Source organism: Streptomyces sp. NPDC002851, assembly GCF_053591935.1.
In genome coordinates, this window is sequence record NZ_JBSFUT010000005.1 from 278,944 (window position 1) to 292,521 (window position 13,578).

Annotated in this window: 16 protein-coding genes and 2 pseudogenes; 11 read left to right on the forward strand and 7 right to left on the reverse strand. The window is 68.8% G+C overall.

All coding sequences use genetic code 11. The features are described 5' to 3' along the window. Positions 1-344 precede the first annotated feature (344 nt). From ACWD10_RS08330 to ACWD10_RS08340, 3 genes and pseudogenes are all read right to left on the reverse strand, one after another. Positions 345-605 carry a hypothetical protein gene (locus ACWD10_RS08330; protein ID WP_451088269.1) on the reverse strand — a complete coding sequence of 87 codons (261 nt, stop codon included), beginning with the start codon at positions 603-605 and terminating at the stop codon, positions 345-347. Positions 606-842: 237 nt separating this feature from the next. Beyond that, positions 843-1,049: pseudogene (locus ACWD10_RS08335) on the reverse strand (transposase); the annotation flags it as partial. A 41-nt stretch (positions 1,050-1,090) separates the two neighbouring features. Continuing rightward, on the reverse strand, positions 1,091-1,492 hold the full coding sequence (locus ACWD10_RS08340) for a hypothetical protein (protein WP_451088271.1): 402 nt from the start codon (positions 1,490-1,492) through the stop codon (positions 1,091-1,093). A gap of 163 nt (positions 1,493-1,655) precedes the next feature. Here ACWD10_RS08340 and ACWD10_RS08345 point away from each other — a divergent pair, with 163 nt between their 5' ends. Beyond that, positions 1,656-2,072: a hypothetical protein gene (locus ACWD10_RS08345; RefSeq protein WP_451088273.1), complete on the forward strand. Its 417-nt coding sequence runs from the start codon at positions 1,656-1,658 to the stop codon at positions 2,070-2,072. Between the two features lie 122 nt (positions 2,073-2,194). Here ACWD10_RS08345 and ACWD10_RS08350 read toward each other — a convergent pair whose 3' ends face one another. The 3 genes and pseudogenes from ACWD10_RS08350 to ACWD10_RS08360 form a co-directional block, all read right to left on the reverse strand. Next, on the reverse strand, positions 2,195-2,557 hold the full coding sequence (locus ACWD10_RS08350) for a WD40 repeat domain-containing protein (RefSeq protein ID WP_451088361.1): 363 nt from the start codon (positions 2,555-2,557) through the stop codon (positions 2,195-2,197). Between the two features lie 49 nt (positions 2,558-2,606). Beyond that, a pseudogene (locus ACWD10_RS08355) lies at positions 2,607-2,813 on the reverse strand (IS630 family transposase); the annotation flags it as partial. Positions 2,814-2,849: 36 nt separating this feature from the next. Next, positions 2,850-3,182, reverse strand: a complete 333-nt coding sequence (locus tag ACWD10_RS08360) for a glyoxalase superfamily protein (protein ID WP_451088275.1) — start codon at positions 3,180-3,182, stop codon at positions 2,850-2,852. A 91-nt stretch (positions 3,183-3,273) separates the two neighbouring features. Between ACWD10_RS08360 and ACWD10_RS08365 the strand changes: the two genes are divergently transcribed. Together ACWD10_RS08365 and ACWD10_RS08370 are read left to right on the forward strand one after the other, a co-directional pair. Continuing rightward, complete coding sequence (locus ACWD10_RS08365) at positions 3,274-3,456, forward strand: hypothetical protein (protein ID WP_451088277.1); 183 nt, start codon at positions 3,274-3,276, stop codon at positions 3,454-3,456. Between the two features lie 439 nt (positions 3,457-3,895). Then, positions 3,896-4,123 carry a hypothetical protein gene (locus ACWD10_RS08370; RefSeq protein WP_451088279.1) on the forward strand — a complete coding sequence of 76 codons (228 nt, stop codon included), beginning with the start codon at positions 3,896-3,898 and terminating at the stop codon, positions 4,121-4,123. Positions 4,124-4,340: 217 nt separating this feature from the next. On the opposite strand, the gene dhaM is transcribed toward ACWD10_RS08370, so the two are convergent. Next, the gene (dhaM, locus tag ACWD10_RS08375; protein WP_451088281.1) at positions 4,341-4,733 is read right to left on the reverse strand and encodes a dihydroxyacetone kinase phosphoryl donor subunit DhaM; all 393 of its coding nucleotides are present in this window, start codon (positions 4,731-4,733) and stop codon (positions 4,341-4,343) included. Between the two features lie 58 nt (positions 4,734-4,791). Here dhaM and ACWD10_RS08380 point away from each other — a divergent pair, with 58 nt between their 5' ends. The 8 genes from ACWD10_RS08380 (at position 4,792) to ACWD10_RS08415 (ending at position 13,531) form a co-directional block, all read left to right on the forward strand. After that, positions 4,792-5,568: an IclR family transcriptional regulator gene (locus ACWD10_RS08380; protein WP_451088283.1), complete on the forward strand. Its 777-nt coding sequence runs from the start codon at positions 4,792-4,794 to the stop codon at positions 5,566-5,568. 483 nt (positions 5,569-6,051) lie between these two features. After that, complete coding sequence (dhaL, locus tag ACWD10_RS08385) at positions 6,052-6,720, forward strand: dihydroxyacetone kinase subunit DhaL (RefSeq protein ID WP_451088285.1); 669 nt, start codon at positions 6,052-6,054, stop codon at positions 6,718-6,720. Positions 6,721-6,870: 150 nt separating this feature from the next. Further along, positions 6,871-7,980, forward strand: coding sequence for a 4-hydroxyphenylpyruvate dioxygenase (gene hppD, locus ACWD10_RS08390; RefSeq protein ID WP_451088287.1), 1,110 nt, complete (start codon positions 6,871-6,873; stop codon positions 7,978-7,980). Continuing rightward, on the forward strand, positions 7,977-9,137 hold the full coding sequence (locus tag ACWD10_RS08395; RefSeq protein ID WP_451088289.1) for an alpha-hydroxy acid oxidase: 1,161 nt from the start codon (positions 7,977-7,979) through the stop codon (positions 9,135-9,137). Before hppD ends, ACWD10_RS08395 begins: the two co-directional genes overlap by 4 nt. Beyond that, complete coding sequence (locus ACWD10_RS08400; RefSeq protein WP_451088291.1) at positions 9,134-10,051, forward strand: phytanoyl-CoA dioxygenase family protein; 918 nt, start codon at positions 9,134-9,136, stop codon at positions 10,049-10,051. Before ACWD10_RS08395 ends, ACWD10_RS08400 begins: the two co-directional genes overlap by 4 nt. Beyond that, complete coding sequence (locus ACWD10_RS08405) at positions 10,048-11,406, forward strand: aminotransferase-like domain-containing protein (protein ID WP_451088293.1); 1,359 nt, start codon at positions 10,048-10,050, stop codon at positions 11,404-11,406. The genes ACWD10_RS08400 and ACWD10_RS08405 overlap by 4 nt, the downstream gene beginning before the upstream one ends. Beyond that, on the forward strand, positions 11,403-12,356 hold the full coding sequence (locus tag ACWD10_RS08410; protein WP_451088295.1) for a DMT family transporter: 954 nt from the start codon (positions 11,403-11,405) through the stop codon (positions 12,354-12,356). Before ACWD10_RS08405 ends, ACWD10_RS08410 begins: the two co-directional genes overlap by 4 nt. A gap of 89 nt (positions 12,357-12,445) precedes the next feature. Continuing rightward, positions 12,446-13,531 (forward strand): prephenate dehydrogenase, encoded by a 1,086-nt coding sequence (locus ACWD10_RS08415; protein ID WP_451088297.1) that lies wholly within the window; start codon positions 12,446-12,448, stop codon positions 13,529-13,531. The last annotated feature ends 47 nt before the right edge of the window (positions 13,532-13,578 follow it).

A 13,578-nucleotide genomic window follows, 5' to 3' on the forward strand; every position in this document is an offset into this window, starting at 1 on the left:
GACGGCTCGCTGCAGTTCCGTCAGCGTGGCGTTCAAGTCCCTGCGTACCGTCGCGATCTCCATCGCGGTGCGCTCCCGACGCCCGGTCGTGCGACGCCGGAAGTCGGTCTGCCAGGACGAACCACTGCTGAGACGAACACTTGGACAAGCCCGTTCCCCCTCGACTCCGTGAGCCTCAACGACCAAGAATGCCGCGGCTGTTGTTGTCGTTGGGAATGATGCCCGCTGCCTTCACCGCATGTCCCTGAGACTCCAAGACCTTCGCTTCGGCCTGCTGCGAAGGACACCGAGGCAGGCCTACGCGGTCACGTCCAGAGGACGAGCTCGGTACGACCAGGACAACGTCACGGGGTTGCTGGCTGCGGCATCATCAGCACCTCGACAACCTTCCGGGCCAGACTCGCGACGTGGGCCGGCAGGTACCTGTCGATTCCGTCCATGTCGTCGCACAGCCGCGCCCGCAGCCCGTGCAGGCACGCCTTGATGAACAGCTTCCGCGGATCGCCATCGGGCGTCTTCAGGTCTTCTCGGGCGTGCCTTTGCCCCCACGAGAAGTCCCGCTGCGCCTCGGGATCGTTGGGGTCGGGGGCGGGCCCACCGAGCATCGGGCAAGTTCCTGCCGATCGGACTTCCGCGGCCCGTCAGCCCGGTTGTGCTGCTGGTCGACTTGCAGGTACGAGTCCAGCGTCTCCTTGGACATCCCCTCGCGCTCGCAATACGTGGCGATGAGCAGGGCGGCCATGTCCATGGTGTCCGCGGCGTCTGTGGCTCGGTACAGCGTCATCCCCGCCCAGCGGTTCGCGAGGTCGGGCTCGGTATAGCGCAGTACCTCCTCCCCGCTACCAGCCGCGGAACAGGTCGTACACCCGAGCCCACGGCCCGTACCCGGCGGGCGCATCCCGCCACGGAATGCCGGTACGGACCCGGAACCGTATGCCGTTGATCAGCTGCCGTCTGGCCCACGTCGGCGGCCGTGCGGGCTTCTTGCCCGTCGGCAACAGCGGCTCCAGGACCGCCCACTGGTCGTCCGTCAGATCTCCACGTGCCACGAAAACCAAGGCTGCTCCCGGGCCGAGGCAACCGCATCTGGCTACGCCTTGCGGGCGTCGTCGTTGTCCAGTTCGCGCATCGCCCATGCGTGGGAGCTGATGCGCAGGCTCACACTGCCGTTCGTGAAGAGTGCCACGCCGGTGACCGAGAACGGGAGGGACAGTCCGAGCACAGCCAGGGCCTCAGGCCAGTCGCGTTCGTCCTCGCACCAATCACCCTCGTACTGGCCGTTGTTGGCGGTACCTTGGTCGGTCAGCAGCCGTGGCTCGCATTGATCGGGGGAGCGGGGTACGGACTCTTCCTTGTCGGCCTCGTACGGGGTGAGGAGCAGCAGGGCACACCATGTCCACAGCAGCCCGGCCAAGGCCAGCAGAGCAATGCCCCAGGCGCGTATCCGACTTGCGCGGTCGCGGAAGTTGAAGTCGTACTCGCGTGATCGCATGGCAGAGGAATCTATCGCGCCTTCTCGCCGAGCGTGTTCTCCCGCGAGGGACGGCCATGGACGGGTTTGGAACGGCACCCGGGGTCCGGGCGTCAGGGCTGGCCGTCCGGTGTGATACTTGTGCCGGGCACCGACCGTACTGCAGAACCTGGGGGGATCGGCGATGCCGATGGAGGAGATGCCGCAGCAACGCACGCTCGCCGAGCGGACCACGGGCTTGACCGGCTTTCTCACGGTGATCGGTCTGCTGTGGGCCCTGGGACTGGCCTTTGTCCCGGCCCCGCACGAGGGACTGGAGGGCCGGCGCACCATTGATGGCCTGTCATGCGGGGCGCCTGCGCTGTTCCGGGAATCGTCCTTCGTCGAGACCCCCCAAGACGGATGGCGGCCTTTGCCTGCCACCGCCGCCGACTGCGCCGAAAAGGCTGATGCACGCATCCGCAGCGCGGTCGGAGTCACCGTGGGCATGCTGCCCTTCGCCATGCTGTGGCTGTGGGGAGCAGCCACCCTGCGTATCCGACACGCCGCACCATCCCTCAACCCCCGGACCAGTGGCCACGAGCCGGACCAGGAAAGCTGACCCGCCCCACACAGGCCCTGGTGCGGGGCGAGCTGTCGTTCCGTTCCCCGCCCGCCGTCGGCCCTCTCGCCAATGAGGCCGCATCAAGACGGGCACACCAGGCCGGACGATGAGTCCGGGAGCTAGGTCGACCGTTCCTCGACCGTGAGGTCGCGGCCGACGGCTCGACAAACCTCACGGAGCGCTGCGGCCTGATCGGGCAGGTCCACGTCCCATAGGTGCACTGTTTTGGCGGAGCTGCTGGCCAGGGTGCGCCCGTCCGGGCTGAACACCGCCGAGGAAACCCCATGGCCGATCAAAGCAGCGCGGGTACCGCCGGTCTTGGTGTCCCACAGCCCTACCGAGCCGTAGCCCCCGCTGCGGTAGGCGAGAGTATGTCCGTCCGGGGCGAACAACAGTGGAGGGGGTCCAGTGGTCCGCTGGCTCGGAGGAGGTGGTGCGGGGGCGGCCGGTCTTGGTGTCCCGTGACTGCACCCGTGTACCACTGCTGCCCTCGATGCTGTCGCTGCTGGCGGAGGCCAGGCTGCTCCCGTCGGCGATCTTCTTGATCTCGCGCCGCTCGGGCAGCGTGAAGGTTCTCGGCCGTCCGCCTTTGTACTTTGGGCGCATGCCCTGCGCGGACAGCAGCACCATCTGGGAGCGCCGCCAGGTCACCATCGACTCGCTGCCTCTACGGATGATCCGCGGCAGGCGCTTCCCCTCGTCGTCATCGATCTCGCGGACGCGTATTCGCTCCGCCACCAGCACAGCTTCCCTGCCGCGCGCTGGCGGCAAGTGTCATTCCGTCGGCGTGCCGATCCGGAGCCGGTTGTCGTCAGGGTCGCGCAGCTCAATCTCACGCGCCCACGGAGCGTCTTTCGCCTGCACACCGAACTCGGAGGCGATGGCTTCGACATCACGAATGCGGAGGTAGACCAACGTGTCGGGGCGGGCGTCGCCCTTGTGCTCCGACAAGAACAACCGCACCCCACCTCGAGCGACCTCGACGAACGCCGGAAGTCCTGGCTCGAAGCGATGTTCCCACTGCTTGGCGAAGCCCAGTCGCTCGTACCACGCGACCGCCGCCGCAGCGTCCTCGACGCGAAGAATGGGAATGACTTCCTCGTCCATGGAGCCATCGTCGCAGACCGCCCAGGGCGAACGTTGCCTGATGCGGCACTAGTCAGGCCCCGTCGTAGGTCGGCAATACCCCCTTCCCAGCATGGAGCAGCTGGGCTGTGGGTGGACACCCCCCGAGGACTACGTCGATGCCCCGGAGATCACCGGTGATCCCACCGACGTGATCCTCGACCTGGAGCGGTCCCTCGCCGCCTACCTCACGCACCCTTCGTGGCAGCAGCGCGAGACGCAGCAAACCGCCGGCCCGTGGCCGCCCGTCGAGTGATGCGGCTAACTGAGCGGACCACGACGTCCGGTAAGTCATGCGTGAGGTCACCGGCACTCGTGCCCCGGTGAGGCCGTGAGCGGAGCGGGGCCGGTGGGCGACGGCGTGTTGCGCCGTGCGTGACGGTCTGGCCACTATCGTCGCTGCCTCCTACGGGCCGTATCTGCGTCGGCCCCGGCTTGAGCGTGTTCTGGCCCGTGACCTGAAACACGCACTGATGAGCTGAGAGTGGCAGGGCAGCAGCGCAGTTCACCGGTGTCCGCTCGTACTTCGAAGCGCGCCAGATCACGGGCCGTGTGTGCTGTCGAAGGGATGCGAGCCATGAATCCCCATCACCGTGATAAGCAGGAAGCCAAGGCCCGGTCCGCGGCCAACGGCCGCACCTACGCTGCCAATCTCGCCGAGCTGCGGAACGAGCGGCTCCAGCACCGTGACCGGGTTGAGCAGGCGCTCCGGCGGCGCGGATATCAACCACCACATCGGCCGCTGCATCGCCCAGCGCAACGGGTGGGTGGATCCCGACCATGAGGACACCCTGGAGGCATTCCTCTTCGCGCTCTACAGCAACTACCCCTACGACGAGCAGGCATTCGACTCCCTGCCCGAGCACATCAGAGACTGCGCACTGCGGGCCGCGCAGCTGTCGCGGGTACGCCCCGCCCGTTGAGGACGATTCCGCGGAGTCCGACTGATCGGCCAGCAGCGGCCGACCGCCCCGCCACCAGCGTGAACGCACCCGCTCCCGGCGCCGTTCGTTGGTTGGTCAACCCTCCGCCGGTCACCATCGCCTTGATCACCCCGGCTGAGAGGAACTGAGAGGAACTGAGAGGAATTCAGAGGAACTGATGAGGAGTGGCGGGCGCGGGCTGCCCCCTCCCGCATCCTCAGAACTTCTTGATGTGGCGGGCCTCCTCGGCATCCTTGACGACGGCGGACAGACCGGCGCCGTTCGCGGCCGCCAGGGTGGCCGCGACGGCTCCTTCGAGGAACGGTGCATCGACCAGGACGGCATGGGTGTCCGGGTGGTCCTCCAGGACGAGGCGTGCGGTGAGGACCGAGCTGCCCAGGTCCGGCAGGACCAGCACACCGGCGCCGGCATCGGCGGTGCGCAGAGCGCTGCGGATGCGGGAGTAACTCGTCCCCATTCCACCGTCGTCGGTGCCGCCGGCCGTGGCGATGACGACGCGTCCTGAACTCAGCTGCTCGACCAGGGACTGCACGCCGAGGGCGATTTCCGCACTGTGCGACACAAGTACGATGCCAACTAACGGTGTCATGAACGAGGACTCTACGAGTCGGAACGCCGTTCATCAATACCGAACAAGGAGTTGTTTCATGGTCCAGGCGGTGCACAGGGCGATCCACGTTCTCCGGGAGCTCGCCACGGCGACACCGCGCCTGGGCGTGACCGAACTCGCCGACCGCATCGGGGTCGCCAAGCCGACCGTGCACGCCCTGCTGCGCACCCTGGAGGCGGAGGGCATGGTCGTCCAGGACCGGGAGACGGGCAAGTATCAGCTGGGTCCGGGTCTGGTGGTCCTGGGCAATGCCTACCTGGACTCGCACGAGCTGCGCACCCGCGCGGTGACCTGGGCCGATCTGCTCGCCACCCAGACCGGCGCCGCCGTGTGGGTGGGGGTCTTCACCGACCGCCGCATCCTCGTCGTCCACCATGCCTTCCGCCCTGGGGGATCGGTGCAGGTTCTGGAGACCGGCGCCAGTCTGCCCTGGAACGCCTGCGCCCTGGGCAAGGCCATCGCGGCCTTTCTGCCCGCCGAACGCCGTAAGGAACTGCTGGCCGGCGAGTTGCTCCGGGTCACCGGCGCCAGTATCGACGACCCGGCACGGCTTGAGGCGCAGCTGGAGACTGTGCGGGGGACCGGATACGCGCTGGACGACCAGGAGTTGACTCTGGGCGACGGCGGTATTGCGGCCCCCGTGTTCGACCGTACCGGCGAGGTCGTGGGCGGCCTCGGCCTGGTGGGCCCCGTCGAGCGGCTGCTCGTCGACAGTGCACGTCAGGAGTGCGCCATCGCAGTCCGCGAAGTTGCCCGCAGCCTGTCACGGGATCTCGGTGCACCGCGTAACGCGGGTCTGCACGCCAGTGACTGAGCCCCCTCGGGGCTCCTTCTTCGGCGACCTCTCAACGTCATTGAGGGTTCATCAACTTGCCATGTAACGACGGCCGTTCCGCCACGATCGGCAGCCCGCGGAACCACTCTCTAACAAGCCCTTGACGGGGCCGGGGTCGGTGGGTTTTGCTTCCCGTGGCCATTCGGTAATGCCGAACGGCTTTCGGATACACAATGGTCCGACTCACCGCGCAAGGCTGCGATCAACGGGGGGAGCGAAGGAGCGCCTGCCATGCGGAAGACCGCGAAGAAGCCCGTCAACTAGCCGAGTCCGCCCCGCCGTCGGGCGGCGGGCGTGCCTCACCTCCGTCAACCTTCCTGGTCACACATCCCTGTTGGGGTTCTCTGTCCTCGCCGAGGCCAACGCAGTCCTCGCGGAACACGGCGTGAAGATTCCCGCACCTCCGGGACCGACTCGCCCCTGCGCAGCGCACGACGAACCGCGAAGCCGAAGGAGTAACCGGTGGATGTTTCGCTCGCCCTTGACTGGGTGCAGAACATCGCCTCGGCCATGAGCCGGAACCAGGAGCACCTCACCAGACTGGATTCGGCCATCGGGGACGGCGATCACGGGGCCAATATGGCCCGTGGCTTCGGCGCGGTGCGCGCCGTTCTCGACGACGGGACACGGACCGCCGCCTCGGTCGGCGAGATCCTCGTGACGACGGGAAGAACTCTGGTATCCGTGGTCGGGGGCGCCTCTGGTCCGCTGTTCGGCAGCGCGTTCCGGGCCCTCGGCGAGGCGCTCGACGCCGACACCGACACCGACACCGACTCCGACTCGGAGGCCGACACCGTGCGGTTCGCGGTGGCGCTCGCCGCGGGGCTCGAAAAGCTTCAGCAGCTGGGCGCGGCGGTGCCCGGCGACAAGACCATGATCGACGCATACGCCCCCGCCTGCCGCGCCTTCCATGACGCGGCGCATTCCGGCGCCGACTTCCGCACGGCCGCCCACGCCGCGGCCGACGCGGCCGAAGCCGGTATGCGGGCCACTGTCCCGATGCAGGCCGGAAGGGGCCGGGCGTCGTATCTGGGACTGCGCAGCATCGGCCACCAGGACCCGGGTGCCACCTCGACCGCCTATGTCTTCCGGGCTCTCGCCGAAGCGACGGAAGCGACGGAAGCGACGTAACGGCCGCGGCGGCGCCGGATGCCGGGCCGCTGCGTAATCCGTAAGACGTCACATCCCCTCAGCGACGTCCCCTCAGCGACGACACATGCCTTTAACTTCCTGAAATTTCCGCAAACTTATCCATATTCCTGAACGAGTGATTGGATCACTGTGGCTGTCCATTCCGTCGACCATGTCGAGTTCTTCGTGGGCGATGTCAACCAGGCATCCCATTACTACTGCGGCACCTACGGGTTCCGGGTGGTGGCCGAGGCGGGGCCGCTCACCGGACTGGCCGGCGCCCGCTCGCTGGTGCTGGCGCACGGCGGCGTCCGCCTGGTGCTGACCTCCGCCCTGCACGCCGACCACGCGGCCTCGCGGTTCGTACGCAGGCACGGCGACGGGGTACGCGATGTGGCCCTGCGGACGGACAACGCGGTCGGCGACTTCGAACGCGCGCTGGCCGCCGGGGCCGAGGCCGTCGCGGAACCGGAAACCTTCGAGGACGCCACCGGCCGGGTCACGCGGGCCACCATCGCCGCGACCAACGACCTGGTCCACACGCTCGTGCAGCGTGACGAGCCGTCAGGCGCCTTCCTGCCCCACAGATACCGGCCCCTTCCCGAGGATGTCGAGCCCGGGCCCGACCTGCTGCGCTCCGTCGACCACCTGGCCCTGTGCCTGCGCGCCGGATCGCTGGAGACCATGGTCGACTTCTACCAGCGGGCGCTGGGCCTGCGGCACACCTACGACGAGTACATAGTCGTCGGCGGCCAGGCGATGGCCTCGAAGGTCGTCCAGGACGAGACCAGGGGCGTCACCTTCACCATGGTGGAACCGGACCCCATCGGCGACCGCGGGCAGCTCAACGACTTCCTCGACGGCTTCGACGGCCCCGGCGTCCAGCATGTGGCGTACGGCACGGACGACATCGTCCGGGCCGCCCGCGAACTGCGCGCCTCCGGAGTGGAGTTGCTGTCGACCCCGGCCGGCTACTACTCCGCGCTGGCCGAGCGGGGCATCGAGGTCGACATCGACACGGCGGTCCTGCAGGACCTGGGCCTGCTCGCCGACCGGGACGAATGGGGCCAGCTGGTGCAGGTGTTCACCCGCTCTCCCTACGCCCGCCGGACGGTGTTCTTCGAGCTGATCCAGCGGATTGAGGCACGTACCTTCGGGAGCGGCAACATCAAGGCCCTTTACGAGGCCGTGGAGCGCGAGCGCGCCGACGACCCGAATGCCGCCGTACCGGCCGGTGTTGCGGCGAGGGCCGGCGCATGACCGCGTGGCCCGACCTGGCCGACAGCGCGGGGCCGGACGTACCGCTGTGCCCGCGGGAGTACGCGGCGGCAGCCCGGGCCACGTTGGACCGGCCCGTATGGGACTACATCGCCGGCGGCAGCGGTGACGAGGTGACCCTGCGCGAGGACCGCGCGGCATACGACCGCTACCGACTGCGTCCCCGGGCCCTCGTCGACGTGTCGCACTGCGAGTTGGGCACCACACTGCTCGGCAGGCCCGTGTCGTTCCCCGTCGGCATCGCGCCCATGGCCTTCCACCGGCTGGTCCACGCCGACGGCGAGGCCGCCACCGTCCGCGCGGCCGGCGAGGTGGGCGCGCTCACCATCACCAGCACCTTCGCCAGCAAGACGCTGGAGGAGACCGCCCGCACCGCGACCGGTCCGCTGTGGCTCCAGCTCTATGTGTTCCGCGAGCGGAAGGTCACCGAGGACCTCGTACGCCGGGCCGAGGCCGCCGGCTACCGGGCCCTGGTGATCACCGTCGACACCCCGCGGATGGCGCGCCGGGAGCGCGATCTGCGCAATGGCTTCAGCCTGCCGCCGTACGTCCGGCCGGCCAATCTCGACGAGGAGCGGGCCGGACTGCACCGCGGCCGCTCCGGCATCTCGACCCTGGCCGAACATGCCGAGCGACACCATGACGCCGCGTTCACCTGGGACGATCTGGCCTGGCTGCGCTCGCTGACCAGCCTGCCGCTGGTGCTGAAGGGTGTACTCACCGCGGAGGACGCCCGGCGGGCGGCCGAGCTCGGGGTGGAGGGACTGATCGTGTCCACCCACGGCGGCCGCCAACTCGACGGCGCCGTACCGGCATTGGACGCCCTGCCCGAAGTCGTCGAGGCCGTGCCGGACCGGTGCGAGGTCCTCGTTGACGGCGGCATCCGCCGCGGTACGGACGTCCTGAAGGCACTGGCGCTCGGGGCCCGCGCGGTGCTCGTCGGCCGCCCCGTCCTCTGGGGTCTCGCCGTCGACGGCGCCGACGGCGTCGAACGGGTCCTTGCCACGCTCCGGGCGGAGCTGGAAGAGGCGATGGCGCTGACCGGCCGGCCCCGCCTCGACACGATCACCCGGGAACTCCTCCACCGCTCCGCGGACTTCCCGTACCACCCGACCACCAAAGACAGGGATCTGGCATGACGACGAACGACGCCCGCTTCGCGCTGACCGCCGCCGAGCAAGAGCTCCTGCCGTCCGACGAAGAGGTGCGGTTCTACCAGGAGCACGGCTGGTATCTGTCGAAGAAGCTGCTGACCGACGAGGAAGTCGACCTGCTGGACTCCGCGGCCGACCGCTTCTACGCCGGCCACCGGGACCGCACCCTGCCGACACGGCCGCCGCGGCTGGCGTACTGGGAGCCGTCGCAGGGCGATGTGCACCGGCACAACGACTACATCTTCTACGAGGACGACACCATCCGTGGCATCCTGGCCAAGCCGCTCATCGCGGCGGTCGCGGCCCGTATCGCGGAGACCAGCCGGATACGGCTGTGGAACAGCACCCTCATCCACAAGCCGCCGCGCGCCGACGACGCCCGCAACATCGTGCCCTGGCACTTCGACCGCCACTACTGGCAGACCTGCTCCTCCGACGAGATGCTCACCGCGTTCATCCCCTTCCACGACTGCGACGAGGAGATGGGGACGATCACAATGGTCGACGGCAGCCACCGCTGGAAGGAGATCGGCGGCGACGACTCCACCAGCCGCCACTTCGCCGAGCGCGACCGCTCGGAGCTTGAGGAGATGCTCGCCGAGAACGCCGCCTTCAACAACGCGGAGGTCCGCAAGGTCCCGGTGAACATCCCCAAGGGGCACATCAGCTTCCACCACTGCCGCACCTACCACGGCAGCGGATACAACGTCAGTGACCGTCCCCGTCGGGCCATTTCCCTGCACCTTCAGGACCGGACCAACCAGTGGCGGCCCTTCGAGCTGTCCTCCGGCGACCGCGTCGTCTACAACAACGACGTCCTCGTCCGCGCGGACGAGCACGGCAACCCCGACTACACCGACGCGGACTTCTGCCCCGTCCTGTGGGAGGACCGCCGGTGAGCCACGGTTCCCCCACCACTGTGCTGGCGGCGGACGAGCTGCACGGCTCGCTCGGCGACCCGCTCATGGAGGTGATGAACTTCCTCAACGAGGTCACCTCCCGCTACCCCGACGCGATCTCGTTCGGTCCGGGCCGCCCGTATGAGGGGCTGTTCGAGGTCGAGCGGATCGGCTACTACCTCGACGCCTACAAACAGCACGTCTCCGAGGAACTGGGCCGGCCCCCCGACGAGGTCCGCACACTGCTCTTCCAGTACGGGCGGACCAACGGCCAGATCCATGAGCTGGTGGCCCGCGCCCTCCGCAACGACGAGGGCATCGAGGCGGACCCCGAGTCCCTCGTGGTCACGGTGGGCTGCCAGGAGGGCATGTTCATCGCCCTCCGCGCGCTGTTCCGCAACCCCTCGGACGTCCTGCTGGTCTCCTCTCCCTGCTATGTCGGGATCACCGGAGCGGCCCGGCTGCTGGACATCGAGACCGTGCATGTGCCGGAAGGCGAGAACGGGATCGACCCGGAGGTGCTGCGGCGGACGGTCGCCGGCCTGCGCACGGCGGGCAAGCGGCCGCGCGCGCTCTACCTGGTGCCGGACTTCTCCAACCCCACCGGCACCTGTCTGCCCCTCCCCACACGCCACCGTCTGCTCGAACTGGCCGAGGAGGAGGACCTGCTCCTCCTGGAGGACAACCCGTACGGCTTCTTCACGCGCACCGGCACCGGCCTGCCCACCCTCAAGGCGCTGGACACCCGGCGGCGAGTGATCTACCTCGGTTCCTTCGCCAAGACCTGCTTCCCCGGCGCCCGGGTCGGCTATGTCGTCGCCGACCAGTACGTCCAGGCGCCGGACGGCAGCCGCGCGCTCCTGGCGGACGAACTGTCCAAGATCAAGGGCATGGTGACGGTGAATACGCCGGCGCTCAGCCAGGCGGTCATCGGGGGCATGCTCCTCACCCACGACTTCCGCCTGCGGGAGGCCAACAAGCCGGCCGCCGACTTCTACCAGGAGAACCTGACGGTCCTGCTCGACTGCCTCGACCGGCTGCTGCCTCCGGAACGGCGCGAGGCGGCCGGAATCCAATGGAACTCGCCCGAGGGCGGTTTCTTCCTCACTCTGACCCTCCCCGTCCCGGCGGACAACGCGCTGCTCGAAGAGTCCGCCCGCGAGCACGGGGTGATCTGGACGCCCATGAGCTACTTCTATCCGGAGGCGGACTCGGACTCGGATCCGGACTCGGATCCGGACCCGTACAGCGGCGGCCGATATCAGATGCGGCTTTCACTGAGTTATGTGACTCGGGATCAGGTCGCCGAGGGTGCCCGCCGGTTGGTGGCTCTGCTGGAACGGAGCTGCCTGTGAACGCCGTTCTCTATGTGGTGACGGTGCTGATCTGGGGCTCCACCTGGCTGGCCATCAAGGGCCAGCTCGGAGATGTGCACCCCACGGCATCGATCGCGTACCGGTTCGCCCTGGCAGCCGTGATCCTGCTGGTGTGGGCACGACTGCGGGGACTGCCCCTGCGCTATCCGCTGCGGGTGCACGGACAGTTCGCCCTCATGGGCGGGCTGATGTTCTCCACCAACTTCGTCTGCTTCTACTTCGCCGAACAACATCTGACCACCGGCCTCGTCTCGATCATCTTCGCGATGTCGCTGGTGGTGAACATGGCCTTCGCCCGCATCTTCTTCCGGCGCGCGATCACCGCGAAGATGCTGATCGGCGGCGGGATCGGGCTGCTGGGGATCGCCACGGTGTTCTGGCCGGAGTTCCAGGACTTCGGCCTCTCCTCCGGATCGGGGCAGGGCATCGTCCTCTCGGCCCTCGGCACCCTGGTGTTCTGCCTGGGCAACGTCGTCTCCGGCAAGACCCAGGCCGCGGGCATCCCGGTGATCCAGGGCACCGGGTACGCCATGGGGTACGGGGCGTTGCTGATGGCCCCGTTCGCCGCCTTCCTCGGAGACGGCGCCATGTTCGCCCCCACGCTCCAGTACACCGGCTCGCTCGTCTACCTGGCTGTTTTCGGCTCGGTGATCGGATTCGGCGCCTATCTCACGCTGCTCGGCCGGATCGGCGGCGAGCGTGCCGCCTACGCGATGGTGCTCTTCCCGATCGTCGCGCTGCTGCTGTCCACGGTGTTCGAAGAATTCCACTGGACGGCGCGGGACCTGGCAGGTGTCTTCCTGATCCTGGTCGGCAACGCCGTGATGTTGACCAACCCCGCGCTGCTACGGCGCCTGACCGGCAACCGGTTCCCCGCGGAGCCGGCGGCACCAGCGGAACCGGCGGCACAGAGCGCAGCCGACCGGTAGCCCTTCCCAGGCCCGTCCGGGCCCGTCCACCTCCCGGATGGGCCGGGACGGACCGGCCGCCCAACTCACCACGGTCGAGGAGCGACCCCTTGCATACCGCAGCAGTCGTCGGCACCGGACTCATCGGCACATCGATCGCCCTGGCCCTGACCGGCCGGGGAGTGACCACCCACCTGATCGACCGTGACCCCCGCAGCGTACGGCTCGCCGCCGCGCGCGGCGCGGGGACGCCGGAACCACCGTCGGCACCCGTGGACATCGCGGTCATCAGCGTCCCGCCGTCGGACACCGCCAGGACCATCGCGGACCACCAGAAGTCCGGATTGGCCAAGGTCTACACGGACGTGGCGAGCGTCAAAACGCTGCCGCACGCCGAATGCCTGGCCCTCGGATGCGACACCACCGCCCTGGTGGGCGGGCATCCGCTGGCCGGACGGGAACGCTCCGGCCCGCTGTCGGCCCGCGCCGATCTCTTCCACGACCGCCACTGGGTACTCACCCCGACCCCGGAAACCAGCGAGGCCGCCCTCAACCGCGCCCTGGAGCTGGTCGCGCTGTGCGGCGCCGTTCCGGTCCTGCTCGACCCACCGGACCACGACCGGGCGGTGGCGCTGGTCTCCCATCTGCCCCACCTGATGGCGAGCCTCACCGCGGCCCGGCTGCTGGAAGGGGAGGACTACGCGGTACGGCTGGCCGGTCGCGGCATGCGGGACGTCACCCGGATCGCCGCCGGCGACGCCGGACTGTGGACCGACATCCTCGCCGCCAACGCCGCCGCCGTCAGTGTGCTGCTCGCGGAGCTCACCGCGGACCTGCGGAGAACGGCCGACGCGCTGAGCCGGCTGACCGACGGGGGACCGGAACAGCAGGAGGGTGCCCTCGCGGACCTGACCGACATGCTGCGGCGCGGCAGCGAGGGCCGGGCCCGCATCGCGACCACACACGGCGGCGGAGGGACGGGCTGCCCCACCTTGCTCTCGGTCTCCCTCGGCGACCAGCACCGACGGCTGGAGCGGCTGCTCGACGATGTGAGCGAGGCACGGGTGGACCTGGAGGACATGCTGCTCCCGGATGCGGCGGCGTCGCCGCTCGGATCGGTCGAGCTCCTGGTCGCCCCGGACGCAGCACGTCCGCTCACCGACGCTTTGCGTGAGCGAGGCTGGGCGGTTCGTTAGCGAGGCCCGCCGCCGTACGCGTACATCCACCCAGCTACAGCCATAGC